The 26,980-nt window shown below is 45.7% G+C and carries 22 protein-coding genes; 10 read left to right on the top strand and 12 right to left on the bottom strand.

The genetic code is table 11. The features are described 5' to 3' along the window. The first annotated feature begins 266 nt into the window (after window positions 1–266). Window positions 267–1,418: a flagellar assembly protein T N-terminal domain-containing protein gene (locus AC0J20_RS00555; protein WP_473020200.1), complete on the top strand. Its 1,152-nt coding sequence runs from the start codon at window positions 267–269 to the stop codon at window positions 1,416–1,418. A 550-nt stretch (window positions 1,419–1,968) separates the two neighbouring features. Further along, window positions 1,969–2,832, top strand: coding sequence for a hypothetical protein (locus AC0J20_RS00550; RefSeq protein ID WP_473020199.1), 864 nt, complete (start codon window positions 1,969–1,971; stop codon window positions 2,830–2,832). A 248-nt stretch (window positions 2,833–3,080) separates the two neighbouring features. Here the strand turns inward: AC0J20_RS00550 and AC0J20_RS00545 are convergent, their stop codons facing one another. Next, the gene (locus AC0J20_RS00545) at window positions 3,081–3,353 is read right to left on the bottom strand and encodes a RodZ family helix-turn-helix domain-containing protein (protein WP_229529529.1); all 273 of its coding nucleotides are present in this window, start codon (window positions 3,351–3,353) and stop codon (window positions 3,081–3,083) included. 273 nt (window positions 3,354–3,626) lie between these two features. On the opposite strand from AC0J20_RS00545, the gene smrA reads away from it, so the two are divergent. Further along, window positions 3,627–4,208 carry a DNA endonuclease SmrA gene (smrA, locus tag AC0J20_RS00540; protein ID WP_229529530.1) on the top strand — a complete coding sequence of 194 codons (582 nt, stop codon included), beginning with the start codon at window positions 3,627–3,629 and terminating at the stop codon, window positions 4,206–4,208. Window positions 4,209–4,660: 452 nt separating this feature from the next. Here the strand turns inward: smrA and purL are convergent, their stop codons facing one another. Further along, window positions 4,661–8,548 (bottom strand): phosphoribosylformylglycinamidine synthase, encoded by a 3,888-nt coding sequence (gene purL / locus AC0J20_RS00535; RefSeq protein ID WP_473020198.1) that lies wholly within the window; start codon window positions 8,546–8,548, stop codon window positions 4,661–4,663. Window positions 8,549–8,745: 197 nt separating this feature from the next. On the opposite strand from purL, the gene mltF reads away from it, so the two are divergent. Both mltF and AC0J20_RS00525 read left to right on the top strand, forming a co-directional pair. Next, window positions 8,746–10,131, top strand: coding sequence for a membrane-bound lytic murein transglycosylase MltF (gene mltF, locus AC0J20_RS00530; RefSeq protein ID WP_473020197.1), 1,386 nt, complete (start codon window positions 8,746–8,748; stop codon window positions 10,129–10,131). 224 nt (window positions 10,132–10,355) lie between these two features. Then, complete coding sequence (locus AC0J20_RS00525; RefSeq protein WP_229529534.1) at window positions 10,356–10,505, top strand: hypothetical protein; 150 nt, start codon at window positions 10,356–10,358, stop codon at window positions 10,503–10,505. On the opposite strand, the gene tadA is transcribed toward AC0J20_RS00525, so the two are convergent. Then, window positions 10,502–11,014, bottom strand: coding sequence for a tRNA adenosine(34) deaminase TadA (gene tadA, locus AC0J20_RS00520; RefSeq protein ID WP_229529535.1), 513 nt, complete (start codon window positions 11,012–11,014; stop codon window positions 10,502–10,504). The two genes, AC0J20_RS00525 and tadA, sit on opposite strands and share 4 nt — an antisense overlap. Before the next feature lie 178 nt (window positions 11,015–11,192). Between tadA and AC0J20_RS00515 the strand changes: the two genes are divergently transcribed. The 3 genes from AC0J20_RS00515 to AC0J20_RS00505 all read left to right on the top strand — a co-directional run bounded on the left by AC0J20_RS00515 (window position 11,193) and on the right by AC0J20_RS00505 (window position 13,258). Then, complete coding sequence (locus tag AC0J20_RS00515) at window positions 11,193–11,414, top strand: hypothetical protein (protein WP_229529536.1); 222 nt, start codon at window positions 11,193–11,195, stop codon at window positions 11,412–11,414. A gap of 267 nt (window positions 11,415–11,681) precedes the next feature. Further along, entirely contained in the window at window positions 11,682–12,521 is an 840-nt protein-coding gene (locus tag AC0J20_RS00510) for a class I SAM-dependent methyltransferase (RefSeq protein WP_473020196.1), read from the top strand. Window positions 12,522–12,646: 125 nt separating this feature from the next. Further along, the gene (locus AC0J20_RS00505) at window positions 12,647–13,258 is read left to right on the top strand and encodes a class I SAM-dependent methyltransferase (RefSeq protein ID WP_473020195.1); all 612 of its coding nucleotides are present in this window, start codon (window positions 12,647–12,649) and stop codon (window positions 13,256–13,258) included. A gap of 154 nt (window positions 13,259–13,412) precedes the next feature. Here the strand turns inward: AC0J20_RS00505 and guaA are convergent, their stop codons facing one another. Both guaA and guaB read right to left on the bottom strand, forming a co-directional pair. Next, the gene (gene guaA / locus AC0J20_RS00500; RefSeq protein WP_473020194.1) at window positions 13,413–14,990 is read right to left on the bottom strand and encodes a glutamine-hydrolyzing GMP synthase; all 1,578 of its coding nucleotides are present in this window, start codon (window positions 14,988–14,990) and stop codon (window positions 13,413–13,415) included. A gap of 106 nt (window positions 14,991–15,096) precedes the next feature. Next, window positions 15,097–16,566 (bottom strand): IMP dehydrogenase, encoded by a 1,470-nt coding sequence (guaB, locus tag AC0J20_RS00495; protein ID WP_229529538.1) that lies wholly within the window; start codon window positions 16,564–16,566, stop codon window positions 15,097–15,099. Between the two features lie 126 nt (window positions 16,567–16,692). Here guaB and xseA point away from each other — a divergent pair, with 126 nt between their 5' ends. Both xseA and AC0J20_RS00485 read left to right on the top strand, forming a co-directional pair. Continuing rightward, window positions 16,693–18,015, top strand: coding sequence for an exodeoxyribonuclease VII large subunit (gene xseA / locus AC0J20_RS00490; protein ID WP_473020193.1), 1,323 nt, complete (start codon window positions 16,693–16,695; stop codon window positions 18,013–18,015). Between the two features lie 27 nt (window positions 18,016–18,042). Then, entirely contained in the window at window positions 18,043–18,915 is an 873-nt protein-coding gene (locus AC0J20_RS00485) for a hypothetical protein (RefSeq protein ID WP_473020192.1), read from the top strand. A 10-nt stretch (window positions 18,916–18,925) separates the two neighbouring features. On the opposite strand, the gene AC0J20_RS00480 is transcribed toward AC0J20_RS00485, so the two are convergent. The 7 genes from AC0J20_RS00480 to AC0J20_RS00450 form a co-directional block, all read right to left on the bottom strand. Continuing rightward, window positions 18,926–19,771 (bottom strand): EamA family transporter, encoded by an 846-nt coding sequence (locus AC0J20_RS00480; RefSeq protein WP_473020191.1) that lies wholly within the window; start codon window positions 19,769–19,771, stop codon window positions 18,926–18,928. A gap of 67 nt (window positions 19,772–19,838) precedes the next feature. Further along, a complete protein-coding gene (der, locus tag AC0J20_RS00475; RefSeq protein WP_229529542.1) occupies window positions 19,839–21,278 on the bottom strand; it encodes a ribosome biogenesis GTPase Der in 1,440 nt (479 codons plus the stop codon). Window positions 21,279–21,388: 110 nt separating this feature from the next. Further along, on the bottom strand, window positions 21,389–22,645 hold the full coding sequence (gene bamB, locus AC0J20_RS00470) for an outer membrane protein assembly factor BamB (protein WP_473020190.1): 1,257 nt from the start codon (window positions 22,643–22,645) through the stop codon (window positions 21,389–21,391). Between the two features lie 2 nt (window positions 22,646–22,647). Next, window positions 22,648–23,274, bottom strand: coding sequence for a YfgM family protein (locus AC0J20_RS00465; RefSeq protein ID WP_473020189.1), 627 nt, complete (start codon window positions 23,272–23,274; stop codon window positions 22,648–22,650). A 42-nt stretch (window positions 23,275–23,316) separates the two neighbouring features. Further along, entirely contained in the window at window positions 23,317–24,591 is a 1,275-nt protein-coding gene (hisS, locus tag AC0J20_RS00460) for a histidine--tRNA ligase (RefSeq protein WP_473020188.1), read from the bottom strand. Window positions 24,592–24,690: 99 nt separating this feature from the next. After that, window positions 24,691–25,812 (bottom strand): flavodoxin-dependent (E)-4-hydroxy-3-methylbut-2-enyl-diphosphate synthase, encoded by a 1,122-nt coding sequence (ispG, locus tag AC0J20_RS00455; RefSeq protein ID WP_229529546.1) that lies wholly within the window; start codon window positions 25,810–25,812, stop codon window positions 24,691–24,693. Further along, the gene (locus AC0J20_RS00450) at window positions 25,809–26,960 is read right to left on the bottom strand and encodes a RodZ domain-containing protein (protein ID WP_473020187.1); all 1,152 of its coding nucleotides are present in this window, start codon (window positions 26,958–26,960) and stop codon (window positions 25,809–25,811) included. The genes ispG and AC0J20_RS00450 overlap by 4 nt, the downstream gene beginning before the upstream one ends. Window positions 26,961–26,980: the final 20 nt, after the last annotated feature.

The following is a 26,980-nucleotide window of genomic DNA, read 5'->3' as shown; positions in this document are numbered from 1 at the left end:
TGCAGCCATACTGTTCAGCAGGCACTAAGCCAATATCCATGAATGTTAAAATATTGACATTGATATTCTGTCAGCTTTTCAAAGCAAGTTTTTTGCCAAACCAGCATAGTTTACCGGGCATATTAATAAATAGTGGTACGTATCCTGCTTTAAGTGGGGCAACATATTTAGAAAAGGGCAATAGCGTAGTTTTTTGACACTATTAAAATGTAGATTCTATGCTCAGCCCACTGTATGGATCTGTTCAGACTCATAACGAGGTTACCATGTACAAGCTAATATTATTCTGTTGTGTTTCAATCCTTTCCTGTGGCGTGCAATCGGCCTGGTTTGAATCAACAGGTCAGGCCGTCATTCACAATGACAACAAAACCCTGGCAAAACAGCAGGCTACGCATGAGGCCATCAGACAGGCACTGTTGTTTGCCGGTGCTTCGGTGCGCAGCGTACAAGAGATGACGGACGGTTTACTACAAAATGACCGCCTCGAAATTCGCGCAAGTGGTGAAGTCGCCAGCGTAGAATTAATCAGTGAACACTATTTTGACGACTATGTAGAAGTCGCTATTCGAGCGGATATTTTTCCACAGCGTGATCAATGCAGTGCTTCTGATTATAAAAAAAGCATCGTTACCAGCAAACTACACATAAGTGCCTTTCGGCAGGCTGCCATAGGTGGACTGAATAATGTTTCAGGCCCAATTTCTGAGCGCATTAAATCCAGTTTTGATACATTTTCTCAGCGAGCGCTGATCAGTAAAATCGAGCCCTACACCTTTTTCCCGCAGGCTCATGAACTAAAAACACAGTCCATGTTGTTGTCGGCCGAATCCAATGCTCAATACGTGCTCATCGGAGACATCATTGAAATTAGTCTGGATAGCAATGAACAAACTTATCTGGATGTTGCCAGGTTTTGGGAGACAAAACATCCGGAGCGCAATCTGGCGATCCGCTTTGTGTTAATTGACGGGACAAAAGGCGACATATTGCTGGATAAGATTTATCGAACCTCTTCGGTATGGGAATTCGACAGCCATCAAACGCTGGAAACCAATAGCAAAACCTTGTGGCAGTCACCGTTTGGAAAGGTCACCGAAGAGTTACTACGGGAATTAACCGCAGATATCGACAACCTGATCGCCTGTAACCCCACATATGGCAGAATTATCGCCATCCACAACAACAGCCTGTCAGTTAATCTTGGGACTAAGCAAGGTGTTCAAAAAGGCGATGAGCTCTCAGTGTTCCAAATGAGGCAATTTTTCTCTCCGTCAGGTATGCCGCATATCCAGTATTCGATTCACCCTTCTAAGGTAACCGTCGCCGAAGCCTTTTATGACTCCTCGTTACTCAGAGTATCCGACGGTACTCCGCTGGCCAATATTCAGCCAAACGATTTTGTGGTCAGAAGATAGGGGTTTCAAAGCGATTTTGAATGGGTAATAATCACCTAAGGCTTTGTATCTAATATAGAAAGCTGTAACCAAAACCTGTGCGTCCCCATAGTTTAACCGGATAAAACAAGAACCTCCTAAGTTTTAGATCTGCGTTCGAGTCGCGGTGGGGACGCCATTCGTGCAGCCCTTTAATATGCCCAATCTGCATCTTTAAAGGCGTTCAGCATTTCATCAAACGACACGCCAAAAACCTAAAAAGGTCAAAAAACAGCCAAAAAGTGTTATTTTGTTCTTCTGTAACTCAATCCTTCATAAAAATACGCTGCAATCTGGTATCGTTGTTTTTGAACATTTACATCTAACTCTTTGTAATTATGAAGTTTTTTATCACCTGTAGAGTACCTCTAAAAAGTATTTGTTAAACTGTCACTTATTTACCATGATGGCCTACACACCACCCACAACAGTTAAAATAAAATCCATTGAAGAAGTTAATAATTAACCACGAAACAACATGAAAATGGTAAATTTACCTCTCGCAGTTATTCATTGACTTTAAGGATTCGCTTTGAACAACAAGTTGATCGTCACTACAGGTTCCTTATTAATAGCATCTGGTCTTTTCTTTTACATCTCAGTTGAACCTGTAGTGGAGAAGACATCCCTGGAAATTTCGAATGCCACGGATAACAAAAATAATTTATCAGAAGGTTTAACCTCTGTAATCCAAGACTCCTCCATATCGCAAGCGCAGGAGTCAGCTCAAATCGTCGAAGACAATACCGGTGACCTGGAAGTTCAAAAAGTTCCAACTGACAAAGAGCTTGTTGACTTTGCGATTAAAAAAATTACGGAAACTGACTTTGGCTTGAGACCTGATCGTTATTCTATTGAACAACTGACAATCATTGGAAAATACATTAAAGGCATGCCACTTACTCGAGCAGAATTGGAGATTAACCTGACTTACTTCCTCGATGGCAGTCTTCGTATTGAAAATGAAAATCCTGAAGGTCCTGTAGGGGGTGCAGATTTTGAGGGCAAAGAAGAGTGGGTTGATGCACATGCTTACAACGAGGGTTTTAAGTATTGGAATAGCTTAGTAGCAGATGGTGATGCACAAGCTGCCAGACTCCTTGGTCGCTATTACTCTACAACTGGTTATACGGATGATGCAATAGCAACTTACAAATACATTATTCCTCACCTAAAAACCCAAAGAGACAAAGGTTACATAACCTATCAATTAGCAAACGAGTTGAAAGAAAAAGAACCGTTTACCGCTGCAGTGTATTACTGGTTATCAATTTCAGATTTCAATTCCAGTCTAACAAACGGAGAACTGCAAAACATTTTGAGCCAATACGATAACGGAGAGATACAGGAGAAAACAAAGGAAATTTACAAGAATTCAGGTTGGAATAATGATTGAGATCTAGCGGGACGGTTATGAAAAAGATTCTATTAAAAATTTTATTTGTAAATCACCAGTACACTTGAGTCAGTAACTAAATCTTGCAACCATCGTTAATGCATCAAACCTCTTGCACCGAAAATGCACAACCTCTTTTGAGTTTGACGGGAAGTGTGGCCACATTTCGATTCACATCAGTGACCATCTTACCCCTTATTTCAGGCCATTAGACCCAGCAACAATGTAGTCAAACAGGCATACCGAGATCAGATACTCAGTTCCTTTTTCATGAGTTTCACAAATTGTTTTTGTGTTTGAATATCAGCTCGGGGACGGCACAGTTCCCACCAGTTTTTTACTGTATCCAGTTCCAGTGCCAGCATAGATTTAACATGACAATTTTCAACCGCCACGACTTTTTCACGGCTGATACCCAACTTATCGGCTATTTGTTGTTGCGTCAGGCTGCTTTCCAGGCGTAATCCTCTTAGCACCTCAGAACGTTCAATATGTAATACATCTGTACTTTTAATCGCCATGGCTTACTACTACTTCCTGATAGTGAGTTGTCTGCTGGTTAATTAGTCAGTTTTTTAACCAGAGATATAACTCTATTTCGATATGTTTACTTACCGTGAACGTTAACCAAAAACAGCTAAAATAACAACACAAACAGGATATTTTTTTTACCTTTCAATATTTCCATATTGTCTCCGTGCCAGGTAACAATAAAAGCAAGTAACGCAACACCTTGAATGACCCCAATTAATACCAATATAAATAGAAAATGTAGTTAGTAAACAGGTTGAGTTATGACTGTTGAAGAGGATTTCAGTGCATTTTTAGCTGAGGTCGCTGATGTGAAACAGCTAAAATCAGACGATAAGGTATTTCTGAAAAGGCAGGACGGCAATGAGCTGGCCAGACGATTACGCAGAGATGCCATCAAAAGCGAACAACGGCGCAGTAACAACTACCTTACCCTCGCAGACATCGACCCAATAGCCCTAAATGATCCGATTCAGTTTAAACTGGAAGGCGTTCAGGATTTGGTTTATAAAAACCTCAGGCTGGGGAAATACGCGATAGAAAGTACCTTAAATATGCAATCTATGACCCTGGACGTAGCACATAAAGAGGTGTTTGAATTCATTACTCAGAGTCATTTACGTGGATTAAGATGCGTGCTCATGCGGCACGGCCTTAACGAAAATCGTAAACCCTTTCCCGGTTACCTCAAAAGTTATCTCAACGTTTGGCTACAGCAAATCCCGGAAGTGCTCGCCTTTCATTCCAGTCAACTACAACATGGCGGACTAAAGAGCACCTACGTGTTGTTGAAGAAAAACAAGCAACAAAAAGCCGACAACAGAGAACGTCACAAACTCAGGTAGTTTAAATTTTTGTTTTTGTGTTATTTGACTTCGCTGTTTTATGCTCTACAGGTTTAAGGGATGGCGTGTCTTTGGAAGAAACAGACGTGCTGATGATAGCGCTTACAATGAGCACTATCACAGTTAACAACACACCGGTGAGTCCGAAACCTTTGCTGGAACGATTCATAACCTACTCTTATTTTTGTTTTTGTTGTTGAGGTTTATCCGAAAATGACCATCGCATTTTATCCTTCAGGTAATCCTATCCGTCAGGTGATATTTCTACGTTCCTGTAGCGTATGATAAGACATACTCATAGATTACTATTTGAGCAATCATAAACAATATAGATTTCACAAACAACCAGGAAACCCTACAAAATTGGTGATTTTTTACTAATAATTCGATTTTTTTAGTCAAAAATCACCGAAAGTGGACGAGAGGGTAAATTTCCTCTCGCCACATTAATGTCAGCCTAAAGACTTTCTGGCATTGCGGAACATACGCATCCAGGCGCCGTCCTCTTGCCAGTCTTGTGGATGCCATGAATTTGCCACGGTGCGGAATACCCTTTCCGGATGCGGCATCATAATGGTTGCGCGGCCGTCCTGGGTGGTGAGTCCGGTAATACCATCCGGGGAACCATTCGGGTTCATCGGATACTGCTGTGTGACCTTACCGGCATAATCCACATATTTAAGGCTGACCAAATTCTGTGCTGCGGTTTGCACATCATTATTTGCAAACACAGCCCGCCCTTCACCGTGAGAAACAGCAATCGGAATTACAGAACCGGCCATACCTTCAAAAAATATAGATGGGCTCTTTTGCACTTCTACCATAGAGAATCTGGCTTCAAAACGCTCTGAGTAGTTTTGCACAAAGTGCGGCCAATGTTCTGCGCCGGGGATCAGCGATTTCAAATTGGAAAGCATCTGGCAGCCGTTACACACACCTAAGGAAAAACTGTCGGGTCGCTCAAAGAAGGTCTGAAACTGCTCTCTTACCTGCTCATTAAACAGGATAGTTTTTGCCCAGCCTTCACCGGCACCCAGTACATCTCCGTAGGAGAATCCACCGCAAGCCACCAGGCCGTTAAATGCCGACAGCGAAACACGGCCGGCAATCAGGTCGCTCATGTGAACATCGACACTGTTAAACCCGGCACGGTCAAACGCCGCCGCCATCTCAACATGAGAATTGACGCCTTGTTCCCGCAGTATCGCCATTTTGGGCGCCTTTCCGGTAGAAATGTAGGGAGCAGCAACATCTTCTGAAGGATCAAAGCTCAATTTAGCGAATAGTCCGGTGTTTTCCGGGTTGGCTTTGAGTTCATGCTCCTGTTGCGCACATTCAGGGTTGTCGCGCAGTAATTGCATGTTGTAAGTGGTCTGTGCCCACAACATACGGAAGTAAGAACAGCTGTTTTGCAGTAAAACCTGCTCGTTCTGACTGATCACAATATCCTGAGTGTTGTTTACAGTTGCCACTTCGTGCACCATGTCGCCTAGTCCGGCTTCAGCAAGAACTGCCATAACCTGGTCAACGTCATGTCCTGCCACCTGAATCACGCCACCCAGCTCCTCGTTAAACAAAGCACTGTTGGCATCACCGCTGAGTGAATCCAGAGAAATTTGTAATCCGCAATTTGCTGCAAATGCCATTTCCACTAAAGTGGTAAACAATCCTCCGTCGGAACGATCATGGTACGCGTGTAGTAACCCTTTGGTATTTAAGGTTTGCAACGCGTCAAAATAAGCTTTAAGCGATTCTGCAGAATCCACATCAGGTACCGATTTGCCCACTTTCTGATATACCTGAGCCAAACAGGAGCCGCCCATGCGGTTTTGACCACGTCCTAAGTCAATAAGTAATAATCGTGAGTCTTGCAGTGTTGTCGATAACTGTGGTGTTAAGGTTTTTCTGACATCTTCGACTTTGGCAAACGCAGTAATAATGAGTGATAATGGCGCGGTTACGCTCTTGTCTTCATCGCCATCCTGCCACTGCGTTTTCATGGACATGGAGTCTTTGCCTACCGGGATAGTTAGCCCTAGAGCCGGACATAACTCTTCACCTACCGCTTTTACTGCCTCGTATAGCCCGGCATCTTCACCAGTATGCCCGGCAGCAGACATCCAGTTTGCCGATAATTTAATGCGCTTTAAGGATTCAATATTTGCAGCAGCAATGTTGGTTATGGCTTCACCCACGGCCATTCTTGCAGAGGCGGCATGGTCCAGCAGTGCGATTGGCGTTCTCTCGCCCATAGACATGGCTTCGCCATTGTAAGTATCAAATGCGGCGCAGGTTACGCCAACATCTGCAACCGGGATCTGCCAGGGTCCCACCATCTGATCACGAGCCACCAATCCGGTCACTGTGCGGTCACCGATAGTCACCAGAAAGGTTTTCTCGGCGACGGTAGGCAGGCTAAGTATGCGCTCCACCGCTTCAGATAACGGCAATTCCGCGGCGTTAAAATCATCGCCTTCAGCCTCAGACGAAGTCACATCACGGTGCATCTTGGGTGGTTTGCCCAACAGCACATCTAAAGGTAAATCCACTGGCTCATTACCAAAATGAGCATCAGTGACTCTCAGGTGCTGCTCTTCAGTGGCCACACCCACAACAGCGTATTGGGCACGTTCACGCGCACAAATCTGCTCAAAAATTTCCAGTTTTTCAGGCGCCACCGCCAGTACATAACGCTCCTGCGATTCATTACACCAGATCTCCAGTGGTGACATACCAGGCTCGTCATTGGGTACATTGCGCAATTCAAAATCACCACCACGTCCGGCATCATTAACCAATTCAGGGAAGGCGTTCGATAAGCCCCCTGCGCCAACATCGTGGATAAACAGAATGGGATTGTCTTCGCCCAATTGCCAACATCTGTCGATCACTTCCTGGCAACGTCTTTCCATTTCCGGGTTATCGCGTTGTACCGAAGCAAAATCGAGATCTTCATTAGATTGGCCGGAGGCCATAGAGGAGGCCGCACCACCGCCAAGACCGATGTTCATGGCTGGCCCACCTAGCACAATTAACTTAGCGCCGGGTGTAATGTCGCCCTTTTCAATGTGTTCAGCTCTGATATTGCCCAGGCCACCAGCAATCATAATTGGCTTGTGATAACCGCGAACTTCTTCGCCATTAAAGCTGTTCACCTGATTCTCATAGGTACGAAAATAACCCAGAATATTAGGTCGACCAAATTCGTTGTTAAAAGCAGCACCACCAAGAGGGGCTTCTAACATGATAGATAAGGCCGTGACAATACGATCCGGTTTTCCGTAATCGATTTCCCAGGGTTGTGGCAAAGCCGGAATATTTAAATTGGAAACCGTAAAACCCACCAGTCCCGCTTTGGGTTTGGCGCCAATACCAGTGGCACCTTCGTCGCGAATTTCACCGCCCGACCCTGTGGCCGCTCCCGGAAATGGCGATATCGCCGTGGGGTGATTATGGGTTTCTACTTTCATCAAAATGTGAATATCTTCCATGTGATAGCGATATTCACAGTTTTCAGCATCGGGGAAAAAACGTCCGGCATAGGAGCCAGCCATAACAGCCGCGTTATCTTTGTAGGCCGAATACACATAGTCTGAACATTGTTCGTAGGTGTTCTTAATCATTTTAAATAATGATTTGTCCTGCACGACACCATCGATTGTCCAGTCAGCATTAAAAATTTTATGACGACAATGTTCCGAGTTCGCCTGAGCAAACATCATCAGTTCGATATCATTGGGGTTGCGCCCCAGGGTCTGATAATTTGCCACCAGATAATCAATCTCATCTTCTGCCAACGCCAAACCTAAGGTCAGGTTGGCGTCACTCAGCGCCGCCTTACCACCGGTGAGGATGTCCACCTGAGAAAAAGACACTGGCGCGGTTTCAGCAAACAAAGTTTCAGCCTGAGCCAGAGAGCTCATTGTCACTTCCGTCATGCGATCATGCAGTAAGGCGTTTATCGCAGCCTGTTGCTCTTCATTAACGGCTTCTGAATAGGAAAGATAGTAAGCAACACCTCGCTCCACTCTTCTGACTTGTGTAAGCCCGGTGTTATGCAAAATATTTGTAGCTTTGGAAGACCAGGGAGAAATCGTACCCAGTCGCGGTGTCACCAATACGGATACCTCATCAGCACACTGCTTCTGCATGGGAATACCATAAGTAAGCAATTGCTCAAGCACCTGCATTTCTGCGTCAGTTAGTGGATTTGCGGTATGGGCAAAATGCACGTACTGTGCACTGACGTCAGCCACCGGCAAATTTTGCTCGCGAAATTGATTAATGAGTTTTTTAACTTTGAAGTCGGAAAGTGCGCTGGCACCATGCAAAATTAACATGCGATATCACTACCCAGAATGACAGTTTCCTTTGATTTAAAGGAAATCAATTGATAAAAAGGACATAACCTCAAACTGCAATATGCAGAATCAGGTATTAATGGCGGCTGGATTATAGAGCAAAAGCAAACTTTTTATAAGTTGCCAGACCAAAAACCAGGACAGTTTTCACTTATTTTTAGTATTTTTTTGTTTCAATGAAAAAAGTTTTCCAGATTGCGCTAATCATCGGCCTGACAGGTGGTTGTCAACAACAATTACCCGACGCCAATTTACTGCATGTCAGTCAGCAGGGCGTGTTAAAAGTGGGTATGCAGTATGGCCCCACTACCTATCTCAATGGCGCAGTTGAACCGCTTGGTTACGAATATGAAATGGCCAGGGGCTTTGCCGATTATCTCGGCGTGAAATTGGAGGTTTTTCCCTATTACGCCAGTACGTCGCTATTGCGCGCGCTGGACAAAGGCAATATTGATTTAATCGCCTCCAATCTGACCGTTACAGACGCCAACAGGGCATATTTTAAATTTGGTCCGGCCTACCAAAACGTTAGTGAAAAGCTGGTCTTTTTGCAGGGTAATGTTCGGCCCAGAAGTTTTGACGATTTAGCCGGCACCCTGGTTATTGCCAGCGATACCAGCGACAGCCACGTAATCAGCGAGGTAACACAAGCCTACGAAAACCAGCTCGCTGCGCAGTGGCAATTTGAACTGACCGACGAACAGGACGAACTGGAACTACTGGAAAATGTGGTAAATGGGGTTATTGATTACACTATCGTAGACTCCAATCTGCTTTCGTTAGTGCGCAGAAAACATCCGGAACTCAGTGTCGGATTTTCAGTGACCGAAACCCACCCCATCGCCTGGGTAACATCAGTTAAAACTGACGACTCACTCAATGGCGCTTTAATAGAGTATTTCGGTAACATCAAACAAAATGGCCAACTGGCCGCGTTAGAAGATAAATACTTCGGTCATGTCCGCCAGTTTAATTATGTCGATACCACACTCTTTCTCAAAGCGGCAAAAGAGGTATTACCCAAATATGAAGCCTGGTTTCGGCAATACGCGGGCGACATTGACTGGCGTTTACTGGCAGCAATGAGTTATCAGGAAAGTCACTGGGACCCAAGAGCCAAATCACCTACCGGTGTACGGGGCATGATGATGTTAACCTTGCCCACCGCCCGGGACTGGAAAGTTACCTCCCGCCTTGATCCGGAACAAAGCATTCGCGGTGGCAGCCAGTATTTTAACAGCTTACTAAGCCGGATCCCCGATCGCATCCAGTATCCCGACCGGCTCTGGTTTGCCCTGGCGGCCTACAATATCGGCTTAGGACACCTGGAAGATGCCAGAGTATTAACTCAGAGACAGGGAGCTAACCCGGATTTGTGGGTGGATGTGAAAAAGCACCTGCCTTTGTTGCGCCAAAAACGCTTTTACAAAACGACCCGCTATGGATATGCTCGCGGCCATGAAGCCCTCAATTATGTCACCAATATTCGTCGTTATTACGACAGCTTAGTATACTACTACGATGAGCACCCAGATCCGGCCAACACTGAAGCCACCGAATAACAATGACCGGAACAACGACTGAAAATCACAATTTGTTACCGATAATGTCAGCTTAGCTTCACAATTTCCCTTGTATTTTGAAATAAAAGTCTCAAATATAACGTTGTATGTAACGGTTATGAAACAAAAGTGCGCTACATTAGGTCATAGTTAATGTGACTTATTGCCATTCTGGTTAGTCACTATAAAAACAAAGAGGTTATTTACAAAACAAGGAGTTTTATATGAAAAGAAACAATGTAACCCAAAGACGAAATATAAACTGCGCAACCCGCAGAAAACAATTGTTAAAAAAGCTACAGCGCAAAGTTAATATGCGCCGACAAGACTTTCAGTCTCAGTTAGAAATGCAGGAGCTGGCAACTGCCGGCTAGGCATTTCTATCCGCTTCCTGAGCAGCCCGCTTTAATGCCTTTTTCTCCTCTCTTCGACGCTTAAAAAAATCCGAAATCACGCTACTGCATTGTGCCTCAAGCACACCCGATGTCACGCTTATCTGATGGTTTAACTTGTCATTGCGCACCAGATCCATAATGCTGCCACAGGCACCGGTTTTATAATCAGAAGCACCATATACCAGCCGCTCGATACGTGAATGGACCAGTGCGCCCGCACACATCGGACAGGGCTCCAGTGTGACATACAGTGTTGTGCCCGGCATCCGGTAATTGTTAAGTGCGCTACCCGCCTGACGCAAAGCCATCATCTCGGCATGGGCCGAAGGATCGTTAAGCGTAATACTCTGATTCCAGCCTTGTGCGATCACTTCGCCATCTTTAACCAAAATAGCGGCCACCGGGATCTCTCCGGCGGCTTCTGCGTTAGGCGTTAATGCCAGCGCCTGCGCCATGTAATAGTCATCATCTTTTATTTGCTTTAGCATTTTTTCGTCATTCAGGTCATACTTTGGCGAATATAGCCAAACTCAATAAATTCAGGATACTTGCAAATCTGATAAAACATTGTTTTATATAGGCTTTTTATTTTGGCCGAAGATTTGCTTTCAGGTTGCGAATATTCATGAAATTATCACACGATTCATATTTTAAGGGGAAATAATTATGAATGTCACCGCTGTTGCGATTATCTCTATTATCTTTGGGTGTTCCATTGCCTTAGTCGGCATGATTTTAAAACACCGCAGTCAGTCAAGACTCAATTCCGTAGACAGCGAGCGTCTGCAGGCAGAAATTTCGCAACTCAAAGAGCGTGTGGCCACTCTGGAAAAAATCGTCACTGACGAAAAGTACCAACTGAAAAAAGAATTTGACTCACTGAGCTGAAATCAATCGTTCATGATGCAAACATAGTTAGTTTCCAAACACTTGTTGGCAACTAACTATGGTGTTATTGATCATTGAATGTAACTCGTAATGTTTAGCGTTATTAATCTGGACATGAAAAGTCAAAACACATCTAATCGACGTAAGGAATGAATGTATCTAATGATAAGTTTACAATATTCCACTTCAATCTCATTACCCTGAGAAATATAACTTTTAGTCAATGCCATTGAGTAACAATATGGAACTTAAAATTTCAAATACATTATGAGTAGTATTATCAAACTTTTAAAAAAGCTCAATGTTCCAAAAGCTAACCTCTGGATAAATGAAGCAAACTTCGGTTTTCAGTATATACAGCACTATTGCGAAAACTTGAGTCCCAACTCTCAAATATTAGAGGTTGGCTGTGGTAGTGGTATTCTGCTCTCAATACTTTCGGAAAGATTTACACAGCTAGATTTTGAAGGAATTGAACCTTTCGGTTCAGGTTTTTCCTCGTTGCAAGAATTAAACAAGATAATAAAGAGCAGTGGTATTAAGATACATAATTTGGGGTTTGAAGATTACACAGATAACAGGGAATATGATCTAATATATTGTATAAATGTTTTTGAACATTTGAATGATTGGAAACACTTCCTGAATTGGTGTAACTCAAGACTTGTAAAAGGGGGAAAATTGGTCATTCTTTGTCCCAACTATTCCTTTCCGTATGAAAGCCACTTTAGTCTTCCTATTTTAATAAACCCTAAATTTACTTATACACTGTTCAACAACCAAATACGTGAATACGAGTCTAGAAACTCAGCTGAAGGACTATGGGATTCTATAAACTTCGTCAAAAAGTATGAAGTCATTGCTCATATTAAATCCAATTCAGACCAACTTGATATGACAATCTTTGATGATTTGCGAATTATAGATGACTTACTTCTGAGAGGAATAATAGATCCTGAATTTAGAGCCCGGCAACGTTTCCTGACAATATTAGCGAAATCGATTTTCTTTCTGAGACTCAACAAAATAATTAAGCTATTTCCAAAATACCTTCCCTACATGAAACTTGAATTGGTTAGAGGAATTCGTGATGGCTCGCCAAATTAAAAAATGAGCGTTAATGCAGACCTTTCACTCTTATTAATAAGCTTAATTAACTTCGATACCATCACTTGTGCGAAAAGCCAATTCTAATTAAACTGCCAGCATAATATCTTAAGGTTCAATATAATATGTCTGAGAGACAAGGTCTTTACAGGATTTTACGTGTTCCTATCGTCTATCGCTTCGTCCAACTTTTATTTAGACACAAAGCTACATCAAATACTTGGTTTAGACTTATTGGCAACCACAGTAAAAAGTTGGTTTTAGATGTTGGTTGTGGTCCAGGAAAAGATAGTGTTTATTTTACTGATGCCCAAAGATACGTTGGCATGGATATATCCCAAGTATATGTGTCTCATGCTCAGTCAACTTACTCTAACTTTGGGGATTTTTATTGTATTTCCGCTGAAAATATCGAAAGTTTACCCATTGATAATATCGACTTAGTATTAATGAAAGGTGTATTCCATCATATGTCTGATGACAGCATTAACGACTTTCTATCTAAACTCAAAAAAAAGCTTAATAAATCAGCAAAAATAATAAGTATTGACCCAACCTACTGCAAAGGAAGACCAATTGCGAATGCACTTGCCAATTTGGACAGAGGTCGATTTGTAAGATCTCAAAAGAATTTGGATGACCTTGTCTCAGCTCATATGAGAATTGAGGAGCAACACACAGTTATTCAATTGCTTCCGCCTTATCAGAGATTGTTATTGAAACTAAGCAATGATTAACACATAGGTATATACTGGATTTTTTATTCCAAACTAATGGCTCCTGATTAATCATTAAAGTTACTTACACCGTCTAAAAATGAAAAATAGTGCTAAAGGTAAGGATTTCTGGTTCTCTAGCGCTATCCTTACCTTCAGATGCCCAACTTGAAAATTATTCCCACTCAATAGTGGCCGGTGGTTTTCCGGAGATGTCGTAAACTACGCGTGAAATACCGTCGATTTCGTTGATAATACGATTAGATACCTTACCCAAGAAATCATAAGGCAAGTGCGCCCAATGAGCGGTCATAAAGTCTATGGTTTCCACCGCCCGCAGTGATACCACCCAGTCATATTTACGGGCATCGCCCATTACGCCAACTGAGCGTACCGGCAGGAATACGGTAAAGGCCTGACTCACTTTGTGATACAGGTCGGCAGCGTGCAATTCTTCGATGAAAATCGCATCGGCTCTGCGCAGCAAATCGCAATATTCTTTCTTAATCTCGCCCAGTACACGTACACCCAGACCAGGTCCAGGGAACGGATGGCGATATAACATGTCGTAAGGTATACCTAACTCAAGGCCAATCTTGCGTACTTCGTCTTTAAACAATTCCCGCAATGGTTCCACCAGTCCCAGTTCCATATCTTCAGGTAAACCACCGACATTGTGGTGAGACTTGATCACATGCGCTTTACCGGTTTTGGAGCCTGCAGATTCGATAACATCCGGGTAAATAGTGCCTTGCGCCAGCCATTTAGCATTCTTCAGCTTTTTAGACTCTTCATCGAACACTTCCACAAAAACATGACCAATGGTTTTGCGCTTGGCTTCCGGATCTTCAATACCGTGTAGCGCATTGAGAAAACGTTCTTCGGCTTGCACTTTGATAATATTCAGACCAAAGTGATCACCGAACATATCCATCACTTGCTGTCCTTCATTCAGGCGCAGTAAACCATTATCCACAAAGACACAGGTCAGGTTGCTGCCAATGGCCCGATGCAACAACATCGCAGTCACAGATGAATCAACACCTCCGGATAGGCCCAGCACAACTTCTTCATCACCTACCTGTTGTTTAATGCGCTCTACCGCATCTTCAATGATTGATGCAGGGGTCCACAGGGCTTCACACTGACAAACATCCTGCACGAAATGCGATAGCATGCGCATTCCCTGTTTGGTATGGGTCACTTCGGGGTGGAACTGTACACCGTAAAATTGTTTTTCAGCATGAAACATGCCGGCAAATGGACAGGTTTCAGTTTGTGCCATTAACTCAAAGCCTTCCGGCAATGCAACTACTTTGTCACCGTGACTCATCCAGACGTCTAATAGTGGATTACCTGCACTGTTGAGATGATCTTCGATTTTCTCTAACAACGGAGACGGATTGACTACTTCAACCTGAGCGTAACCAAATTCACGCTCTGTACTGCCCTGCACCTTACCGCCCAGTTGTTCAGCCATGGTTTGCATACCATAACAAATACCCAGTACAGGGACGCCAGCCTCATAAACCCACTGTGGCGCTCTGGGAGAATCCGCTTCATGCACTGACTCAGGGCCACCAGACAAAATAATACCGTTAGGCGCAAACTCTTTGATACTTTGTTCATCGACATCCCAGGCCCACAGTTCACAGTAAACACCAATCTCACGCACTCTGCGTGCGATCAATTGGGTGTACTGAGATCCAAAGTCCAGAATCAGGATTTTGTGTTGATGGATGTCTAAGTTCATTTGATAGTCTTCCGAATTCAGTTAAGTGTGAAACGAGAAAAAAGAGGTATTAATTGGAGCCAGAGTTAACGTGATGATAAAACTCTGACTCCATTATTATTGGGGCTTAACCCATACGATAATTTGGAGCTTCCTTAGTGATGGTAACATCGTGAACATGCGACTCGCCCATGCCCGCAGACGTGACTTTCACAAACATCGGCTTGGTGCGCATTTCATCAATAGTCTGGCAACCTGTCAGGCCCATAGCAGAGCGCAAACCACCCATTTGTTGATGTACTATGTTGGCAATCGGCCCCTTATAAGCAACACGTCCTTCAATGCCCTCAGGTACTAACTTCTCAGCATTTTTGCTGTCCTGGAAGTAACGATCTGAGGAACCATTGCGCTGATTCATGGCACCCAATGAGCCCATGCCGCGATAAGATTTATAGTAGCGTCCCTGGTATAGTTCTACTTCGCCTGGCGCTTCTTCAGTACCGGCTAACATACTGCCTACCATTACCGAGCTGGCACCAGCGACTAACGCCTTGGCGATATCACCAGAGTAACGAATACCACCATCAGCAATAACCGGAATATCCAGATCTTTTAAAGCCTCAACGGCGTCTGACACGGCGGTAATTTGCGGTACACCACAACCAGTAACAATACGCGTGGTACAGATAGAACCCGGACCGATGCCCACTTTCACCGCATCAACACCGGCTTCAGCCAGATCTTTGGCACCTTCGCCAGTAGCCACATTACCGGCAATAATTTGCAGCTCAGGATATTTAGCACGAACCGTTCTGACGCGCTCCAATACCCCTTCAGAGTGACCATGAGATGTGTCGATAAGTAAAACATCTACACCAGCATCCACCAGTAGCGAAATTCGCTCATCAGTACCTGGCCCTACGCCAACCGCAGCACCAACACGAAGACGACCTAATTTGTCTTTACAGGCATTAGGTTTACTTTCGGCTTTTTTGAAATCCTTAACGGTGATCAAGCCTTTGAGCTTGAAATCATCATCAGTTACCAAAATCTTTTCAATGCGATGCTCATGCATCAATTCCAGTACCTGTTCCGGATCGGCACCTTCAGTCACAGTTACCAGGCGCTCCTTTGGCGTCATAACACTGGAAACAGGTTGATCTAAGTGTTGTTCAAAACGCAAATCCCGTCCGGTAACGATACCCACCAGATTGTTGTCTTTATCAACAACGGGAAAACCGGAAAAGCCGTGCAAAGCACTCAGTGCGTTAACATCGGCAATAGTGGCGTCAGGATCGATAGTGACCGGATCAGAAACCACGCCACTTTCGTATTTTTTAACACGGCGAACGTGGTCTGCCTGCTCTTCAGCAGACATGTTCTTATGAATAAAACCCATACCGCCTTCCTGTGCCAAAGCGATAGCTAATGGCGCTTCGGAAACCGTGTCCATAGCAGCTGACACCAGCGGAATATTGAGAAACACCTCACGAGTTAGTCGGGTGCGTAGGTTTGCAGTATGAGGTAAAACGGAGGAATGTCCGGGAACCAATAAAACGTCATCAAACGTTAAAGCTTCTTTGGCGATGCGCAACATGTAACTACCTATATGAGTATTTTGTTGCGGCGCAATTGTAGCTGCTTTAGTTAATCAGGTAAACTTAAAAACTCTATCTGTAGTAAAGTTTATTTTTACCCCAACCTGAAATTCTGAGCCAATTACATGCAAAGTCGTAGCGATATTTTTACAGTCAGCAAACTCAACCGGTTTGCCAAACACATTTTAGAATCAGAAATTGGCAGCATCTGGATATCAGCGGAGATATCTAATTTTGTCGCAGCAAGTTCAGGCCATTGGTACTTTACCTTAAAAGACGCCAGAGCCCAGGTTAAAGCAGCGATGTTTAAAGGTGCTAACCGCAAAGTACGGCAGTTACCAAAAGAGGGGGATAAAGTCCTGGTCAGGGGCGATATCAGCCTTTATGAGGCCCGTGGTGATTATCAACTTATCGCCTCTCAACTTGAACCAGACGGACAAGGCGACTTAAAACAACAATTCGAACAACTGAAAACCAGACTGGCCGATGAAGGCTTGTTCGCGCAGGAAAGAAAAAGGGCACTGCCCCCCAGGCCACAACGCATCGGCATCATCACCTCCCCCACCGGTGCAGCAATCAGAGACATCATTACGGTGTTCAAACGGCGCAATCCCGGCATTGAATTAACGGTATATCCGGCGCTGGTGCAGGGAGACGGTGCAGCCGTCTCATTGCGCAACGCATTAAAACAGGCCAACGCACATCAGTACGTTGATGCATTGGTCATTGGTCGTGGTGGTGGTTCAATGGAAGATTTGTGGTGTTTCAACGATGAACAGTTAGCCCGTGACATCACCCAAAGCGCAATCCCGGTGGTCAGTGCGGTAGGTCATGAAATTGACTTTACCATTTGTGATTTTGTCGCTGATCTCAGGGCTGCGACACCATCGGCAGCAGCAGAATTATTGAGTTATTCTAATGCCGAAACCCAAAATCAGCTGTTGAATATCAGGCGGCAGCTTAGCGCAGCTTTTGTGAATCTGTTGCACACCAAACGACATGCACTGCAACAGCGTCGCCATGAGCTGAACCGGTTACACCCGGAATCCAGATTAAGAGAGCAATGGCAGAGTCTGGACCGGTTGCAAACCGCTTTGCAACGCGCTACGGAAAAGTGTGTGTCACGACACAGGGAGAAACTCGTCGCTCTGAACCACCGCATTGTTAAAAAAAATCCGGACCAACATATCACACAATTACAACATTCACTTGCCCGGGATAAGAAGCATTTGCAAAGTGCATTTCAGCATCTTTTGCAGTCTAAACAACAGCAATTTATCAATCAGTGTCATTTGCTGGATACCGTAAGCCCGCTGGCGACATTAACCCGCGGATATTCAATAACTTACAAAGATAATTCGATAGTCAAAAGCAGCCGACAATTACAAAAAGGGGACAATATTTGTACAAAATTAGTTGACGGAGAGGTGTATAGTCAGGTTTCATAATATGACATAGAATCAATTAGGGTACTCGTGAAGCGATTTCTCTGGCGATTTTTAACCTCTACATTGGCATTTCTGTGTTTGACACTGCGTGCCGAGCTGCCCCCACCAGAGAAAATCACCTGGTTAATTAACGATGCCCCGCCCTTTTTTATCACTCACGGTCAACACAAGCTCACCGGCATATGTGATGTAACGCTTTCTGCACTGCAACAGGCATTGCCAAACATCCAACATGAAGAGTTGATATTGCCTCACACACGCATTGGCAAATATCTGGACGAAGGGCAACACGCCTGCTTTCCCTGCATGATTAAACGCGCTCAGGCCACCGACAGGGCCACCTATTCAGATGGTACAGTTGTTTACCCACCGCATGTATTAGTGCTGGCGCCACAAATTGAGAGTAAAGCAGGAATCACAGGCAAGACTGTTATCTCACTGACCCAACTACTCACAGATAACGAGTTAATCTTCGCCAGGCATGGTGGCCGGCAATTTGGCCCGTTACTGGATCAGGTATTGTCGCAACTCAGCGATAAGTCAGAGCAACTCATCTTGCGCAATGAAGGAAAAAGCACGACTTCGGTGTTGCGCTTGTTACAAATACAACGGGCCGACTTTACGATTGAATATCCCGCTATCGTCAATTTTTTTAACACCACAGAACAACAGAACCTGAAGCAAGTACTAATTGCAGAAAATCAACATCAACCTGTGGTAGGTGCTGTTGGTTGTGCAACCCATGCAGATGATAATTTTGCGCTTCGCGCACTGACCAGCATTAATGGTGCGCTGCGTGATATCGTCGTCAAACCGGAATACCAACACAATGTCAGCCGCTGGTTTACCGCCAACCAGCAGTATCAACAGTGGTATCAGGAATTAGTGGTAAAGCAATAATCAACCCGCTTTAACCTTGCCTGGAATATTGCAACCGTGCAATTCCGGTGAGGATAAGCAGGCCCGACAACAGCAATTGCCAGCTGATTGCTTCGCCCAACAACGCAAACCCGGCCAAAGCGGCTAATAACGGTACCGTCAATTGAGATAAACCAGCCTGCAATCCGGTTAACCGCGGCAGCACGTAGTACCATATCGCATAACCTGCACCGGATGCCAACGCTCCGGATAAAATCGCTAATATTACGCCCTCTTGTGTCGCCCAGGACTGTGCGGTAGGCAAAAACAGTAGAAGTAAACACAAGGGCAAGGTACGCATAAAATTTGCCGTTGTATCAGCCAGCGGTTGGCGGCTGTGTGTTCCAAGGTGGGTATATAGTCCCCAGGCCGCACCGGCAATTGCCATTAATCCAATACCGAGGGGCGATGGATTGCTGACTCCGGGGACTAACAGTACAAATAACCCCGACATGGCCAGAACCACACTCATCCATTGCCTGGCTGCCATTGTATGACCAGCCCTCAGATACAAAGCGATCAAAGTGAACTGTACCACACTAAACAGTACCAGTGCCCCGGTGGCCGTATCCAGTGAGACATAGGCCAGCGAGAAAAACAGGGCGTATACAAACAGGGCAACCGCACCGCGCCAGCTACCTGCTGATAGCAGCGATTGAGCGGGTCTGGTGGTGGTAAAACACAACGCAATCAACAGCAGGCAAACCGCTCCGGATAACAATCTGATCTGGGTAAAATAAACAGGCTCAATCAGATTATTCGCCAGTGCAAGTCGACATAACACTGAGTTACCGGCAAAGGCCAGCAAGGCCAAAAATGTGTAAATTAAGGTGTGCAATACTAAGCCTCAAAAACAAAACGGGATCATCATGACCCCGCTTAACCGTATTTTCTTTCTCAGCTGATTACTTTTTGTGGTGTTTCATCAATCTCTGACGCTTGCGGAGCTGCGATTGAGTGAGCTTGTTCTTTTTCCCTTCATACGGGTTCGCACCTTCCTTAAATTCTATTTTTATCGGTGTTCCCATCACTTTCAGAGATTTACGGAAATAATTCATCAGGTATCTTTTGTAAGAATCGGGTAAATCTTCCACCTGATTGCCGTGTACCACGATTCTGGGGGGGTTGTACCCACCGGCATGAGCATATTTCATTTTAACCCGGCGGCCACGCACCATTGGCGGTTGATGATCTTCTTGTGCCATTTCCATTATGCGGGTAAGCATCGAGGTATTCACCCGCTTTGTGGCCGATTTATAGGCTTCCTGTACCGATTCATACAGATGCCCCACACCAGTACCATGTAATGCAGAGATAAAATGCAAACGTGCAAAATCAATAAAGCCAAGACGAAAATCTAATTCCCGTTTAATGTCGTCCTTAACCTTAATATCCAGCCCGTCCCACTTGTTTACCGCTAAGACTAAGGCGCGCCCGGCGTTCAATACAAAGCCAAGCAGGGATAAATCCTGGTCCGAGATGCCTTCGCGGGCATCAATGACCAGTAACACCACATTCGCTTCTTCAATTGCCTGTAATGTTTTGATAACCGAAAACTTTTCTACGGCATCACTGATTTTGCCCTTTTTACGAACCCCGGCGGTATCAATTAAAATGTAATCCTGATCTTCGCGCTGCATTGGAATATAAATACTATCACGCGTGGTACCAGGCATGTCATAAACCACAACGCGCTCTTCTCCGAGAATGCGATTGGTCAGTGTTGACTTACCGACGTTGGGTTTACCCACAATTGCCAGTTTGATGGGCAACGACTGCAATCGCGCCAGTTCTGCTTCAGCGTCTTCTTCGTCCAGTTTTACCTTTTCCGGAATGCGCATATCTGGATACTGTTCCGACATTGGCACCAACGCGGTTTCCACCAGAGAAGCCACACCACGACCATGAGAGGCGGCAATTTGATAGACATCGCCTAATCCCAGGGAATAGAACTCTGCCGAGGCACTGTCGCCGTCTATGCCATCCACCTTATTGGCTACCAGTAAGGTTTTCTTGCCCTGAATACGCAGATGTTTAGCAATGCCCTGATCTGCCGCTGTCAGGCCAGCACGCGCGTCTACCAGAAAGATAACCACATCAGCCTCATTGACGGCCATCAGTGATTGCGAGGCCATTTCGGCATCAATCCCCTGCTCGTCACCACTGATACCACCGGTATCTATCAGGATAAACTGCCAGCCCTGAAATTTTGCCTGACCGTATTTGCGATCACGGGTTAAGCCCGGATAATCCGCTACCAGTGCATCCCGGGTGTTAGTCAACCGGTTAAATAAAGTTGATTTCCCTACATTAGGGCGCCCTACTAAGGCGATTACTGGTAGCATGAATAAAACTTCCTAAAATACAAAAACCCAAAACTGGGCCGGTAATATCAATCTGTAATACAAAAACGGCTCTTAAGAGCCGTTCGCAAACTTGTCGATTTTGGTCAGGCTTACGGTGTTCTGATTGCCGCGATATCGCCTTCACGCGTGACCGCATAAATGATATCACCACTGACTACCGGTTCAACGTAAACAGAATTATCTTCGTCATCACCACCAAAATTCAGGCGGGCGACAATTTCACCGGAGGCTTTGTCCAGCCAGTGCAGGAAACCATAGCGATCACCCACCACAATATAATCTGACACCGGGGTGGCGGAGGTCAATTCCCGCTCCCGCAAAGAAGGCTGCGACCAGCGTTCAATACCGTTGCGTCTGTCCAGCGCATAAACCTGACTACTGGCGTCAACTACGTACAATAAATTGCCATCGATGGTCATGCGGCGATAAGAACGATATTCACGTTTCCACAATACCCGACCAGAGCGCAGTTCCACCGCTGCCAGCGTGCCGTTGTAGGATACAACATAAACAATACCACCGAACACCAATGTCTGGCTGTCGATATCCACCAGGCGTTCCAGTTCAGTAGCCCCGGTTGCAGCAGCAACGGTTTGTTCCCACAACACCTGACCATTTTCAATCAGCACCACGGCCACTTTACCGCTTGCCGTGCCCACAATAGCACCACCACTGGAAATCGAAGGTTGCGCGACACCACGCAATGTCAGTGTCGGTACTTCTGATTCATAAATCCAGCGCTGCTCGCCGGTTTCCGCATCCAGCGCATGCATGACGCCGGCTCCGGTATTAACTACAACGACACCTTCGTCGACAGCCGGAGAAGCCAATACTTCACCTTTGACTTTGGATTGCCAGGCAACCTTACCGGTGTCAACGTCAATGGCGAACACCAGTCCATTTTCGCTACCCAGAAAAACCTTTTGATAGGCCGCCGTGATACCACCAGATAAGCGCGCTGAAATGCCGTCCGCCCAAAGCTGTGTTACGGAACTGAACATGCCTTCATCGCGATAATCCGCCAGATCAATTTTCCACAACGGCTTACCACTTGTTTCGTCGAACGCTTTAACTATGCCCTGGCGACTGGCAGCAAATACCTTGTTGTAAGCAACAACCGGCGTCAGTCTGGAAAAATAATAATCAACGCCATCACCGACTGAATCATCCCAGACGATGGCAGGCTTAAAACGTTCATTGATAGGTTTGAGTTCCCGAATTTCTGCTTCTTCGTCGTCTTCAAACCAGGTGGTCGGGTCCATCCAGGTGGGAATAACAGAACAGCCAGCCAGATTGCTCAGCAATACCAGCAGCGCCACTCTGCTCACAATTTTTTTAACAGTCATACTTAACTACTTACTTTTGCGTTGAGATGATCTATCTTCATTTGAATCAGAGTTGGATTGCCATCCGTTAGCTCCAATGCTTTGCTGTAGCTTTCCTGCGCTTCGTTATACAGCGACTGCTTTGCCAACACGTCACCTTTAACGGTGTAAGCCTGTGCCTGAAACGCTTCAGAGCTAACTTTGTCTAAGGTCGCCTTAGCGGCATCGTATTTTTCCAGTTCGCCCTGAACGCGGGCCAGGCGCAATAACGCCAAATCCTGAATGGCGACATCTGCAACATTATCGGCGGCCCATTGCAGTTGTTTTTCAGCTTCCGCCAAATCATCGTGTTCAACCGCCACCTTGGCCAGTTGTAACGCCGCCATAACCGCATAAGTGGTGTCTTTATTGGCATCGATAAATTGCTTTAGCACAGAAGTATCGGTTTCGTTGGCAGCCAGGGCATCCATCGCCACATTGTAGGCGTCGTTTGCCTGTTCCTGTGCCTGTAACTGTTGACCGTTATAAAAGCGCCAACCCCACAAACCACCAAGACCTAATGCGGCACCAACGATAATTGGAATACCGTTCTCTTTCCAAAACTTCTTAATGGCTTCGATTTGTTCTTCTTCTGTACTGAAATGATCCATCAGTGTCCTCTGATTAAATTTCGTATGCTAATCTGGCCTTAATTAAACCAGCTTTAATTCTAAATTCTGTTGCAAATCTGCCTGAGCGACTTCTTCTTGTTGCCCATCTGACAAGGATTTTACAATCACTTTTTGATTTTCCAGTTCCTGCTCACCGACGATAATGGCAAATCTGGCATTAACTTTATCAGCACGTTTCATTTGCTTCTTAAAGTTACCACCCCCCATGTGGGTTTGTATGCGATGTTCAGGAAACGCGTTCCGAAGGGTTTCGGCAAGCGTAATATTAAAAAGTTCCGCTTTTTCCCCCATGGCCGCCAAATAGATGTCGGTAGGTGGATTAATGGTATCCGGTTCAACGCGTTCTGCCAGAATCAAAGCCAGACGCTCCATCCCCAACGCAAAACCCACTGCCGGGCTGCTTTTTCCGCCCAGTTGTTCCACCAGGCCATCATACCGACCTCCGGCACAGACTGTACCCTGCGCACCCAGAGTATCGGTTACCCACTCAAACACAGTGCGGTTGTAATAATCCAGACCTCTGACCAGGGTAGGGTTTACGCGATATTCAATGCCATAGGCATCCAGGCGAGCCTGTACTGCACTGAAATGCTGTTGTGACGCTTCATCCAGATATTGGTGCAACGAAGGTGCATCGGATAGCAAGGCCTGTATATCAGGATTTTTGCTGTCCAGAATTCTCAAGGGGTTGGAATCTAAGCGACGCAAACTATCTTCATCAAGCTTGTCTTTGTGGCCGCTTAAATAGCCCACCAGTGCCTGTTTGTAATTTTCGCGGGCTTCGTTGGAGCCAAGTGAATTGATTTCCAACCGGACATCATCGGCGATGCCAAATTCTCGCCACAATTTTGCTGCAACAGCGATAACTTCCGCGTCCGCATCGGCCGATTCAAAACCATAGGTTTCAATGCCAAACTGGTGGAATTGTCGGTAACGGCCTTTTTGCGGGCGTTCATGGCGAAACATCGGACCCATGTACCAAATTTTTTGTTGCTGATTATAAAGTAAACCATGCTGATTACCGGCTCTGACACAACAGGCAGTGCCTTCGGGGCGCAATGTCAGACTGTCACCGTTGCGATCGTCAAAGGTGTACATTTCCTTTTCTACGATATCGGTAACTTCACCAATTGACCGCTTAAACAGATCCGTACTCTCCACAATCGGCGTACGGATTTCCTGATAACCATAACTGTTAGCAGCGGCTCTCAGCTTAGCTTCGATCCACTGCCACAAGCCAGACTGCTCTGGTAAACAGTCATTCATTCCACGTACGGCTTGTATCGTTTTACTCACGGCTTACTTCTCAAACTCAATTTGCGACTTAAAAGCCCGGCATTATAGGCCTTCCGGCATCAAACAACAATGACTGAATCTTTGTTGTGGCTTTTAAACTCAGGATTGCACCTCAGTGGTAGGAATTTTATTATTTTCATCCAAAATGGCGGCTTTAGCACGGATCCGCTTTTCCAGCTGATCCACCAGGTCATCGTTAGCCAGACGCTCACGCTGACGCTTGCCGTCCAGGTAAAAACCACTCATATTGCGTGCACCGGTCAACCCTAAATCGGAAACCTCAGCTTCACCCGGACCATTCACCACGCAGCCAATAATGGAAACATCCATGGGTGTCAGAATATCCTCCAGGCGTTCCTCCAGTGCATTAACGGTACCAATAACATCGAATTCCTGCCGCGAACAACTGGGACAGGCGATAAAATTGATGCCGCGAGAACGAATTCGCAGAGACTTTAAAATATCGAAGCCCACTTTAATTTCTTCCACCGGATCGGCTGCCAAAGAAATGCGAATGGTATCGCCGATACCCTCAGCCAGCAGCATACCCAGCCCCACAGCACTTTTTACGGCGCCGGCGCGAAAGCCACCTGCTTCGGTAATACCCAGGTGCAGGGGTTGTTCAATGCGCTGTGCCAGTATGCGATAGGCACCAACCGCCAGAAAAACATCTGACGCTTTAACACTCACCTTAAACTGGGAAAAATTGAGCTTATCCAGAATGTCTACATGGCGCATCGCTGACTCCACCAACGCTTCCGGTGTGGGCTCGCCGTATTTTTCCTGTATGTCTTTTTCCAGTGAGCCGGCGTTAACGCCGATTCGGATCGGAATATTTTTGTCTCTTGCGGTTTCAACAACCGCCTTGATACGTTCCATGTTGCCAATATTACCCGGATTAATACGCAGACAGTCCACGCCGTATTCGGCTACTTTCAGGGCAATACGGTAGTCAAAATGAATATCAGCCACCAGAGGCACTGATACTTGTTGTTTTATCTGCCTGAAAGCCTCGGCCGCGTCCATAGTAGGCACAGAGACTCTGACTATTTCACCGCCAACGGCCACGATACGATTGATTTGCGCCACCGTTGCCGCCACATCTGTGGTGGGTGTATTAGTCATGCTTTGAACCGCAATTGGCGCGCCATCGCCGACAGGTACATTGCCGACATTGATGCGGGTGGATTTTCTGCGTTTAATGGGAGATTCAGCATTCATGAACTCGACTCTCCTATTGTGAAAGTAGCGGTGCGGCCCGCCGGGAATGAACTCATATCATAAGGTTCGCCATCGACGGTAAGTGTAACCGCCTGCGGCGCCCCCAGTTTTACTTCAAAGGGTGGAATACCGCTTACCGGCATCACCCGACCGGCGGATTTAATGCCATAAGCAATGGCTTCACCGGTGGCATCCACCAGATTCATCCAACAATCTTCGGTGAAGGTAAATACTAACTCCACCTCGGTGCCACTCATTGTCAATACGGCAGATTCTTCCGCACCGGCGGCGGAATCAACGCCTTCATCAGTCTGGTTGATATCATCACTATTTTGCCCGGATAGCCCATCCACAACAGGCGCAGGGCTTGCTTCCGGTGCCGTGGTCATTACATCGTTACTGGTATCGGGCACAGCGGTAGTCATCGGGTTATTTGCTGTAACCGTTGCAAAAGAGTCATCCTGAGTTTCAGCGGGAGCTGCCCCGGCTGCGCCTGTATCTTCACCTGTTTCGACATCTTCGCCTGGTGACGCTTCTGTCATATCGGACTGCGTTGTGTCAAAGGTCGTTGCGCCGCTGATTTCAGGCTGTTCTTCAGGCAATTCTGGCTCAGATGTATTGGGTGTTAAATCACGCTCGTTAAAACGCTCTTTCTCAGTTACGCCCGGGGCAACAGACTCAGCTGAGACGGGTTGTGCTGTTTCCAGTTCCGTCGCTGTGTCCGATACCTGCACATCACTGCTACCGGGCTGCTGAAACCACCACACGACCGCCATTGCGATAATAATAAAAAGAATAAAATAGCTAAACATCATCAGGCGGGCATCACTGGCCTGATGAGCGACTTTTTGGGAAAAGCTCTGTAGTTTCGCCGGTTGCTTTCCGGGATTTGCCAACTCATCGAATTCAGCCAGCAATGGCTCAGGTGCTAAATCCAGAAAACGCGCATACAATCGGATATAACCCCGGGTAAACGTCATGGAAATAGAATGATCAATTACATCACTTTCCAGGTCAGCGATCACCGAAGGTCTCAAATGTAACTTATCAGCCACTTCGTCAATACTCAGATGACGCGCTTCGCGACAAGATTTAAGTTTTAAACCAGGTGCGGGAAGACGTGGGTCTTCCTGAATTTCTTCTGCCATAAATGCCCAAATTCTATGTG

This window comes from Planctobacterium sp. R6, from assembly GCF_055755215.1.
The sequence above is the reverse complement of the archived record's forward strand: the minus strand, read 5'-3'. Positions and strand labels throughout refer to the sequence as shown.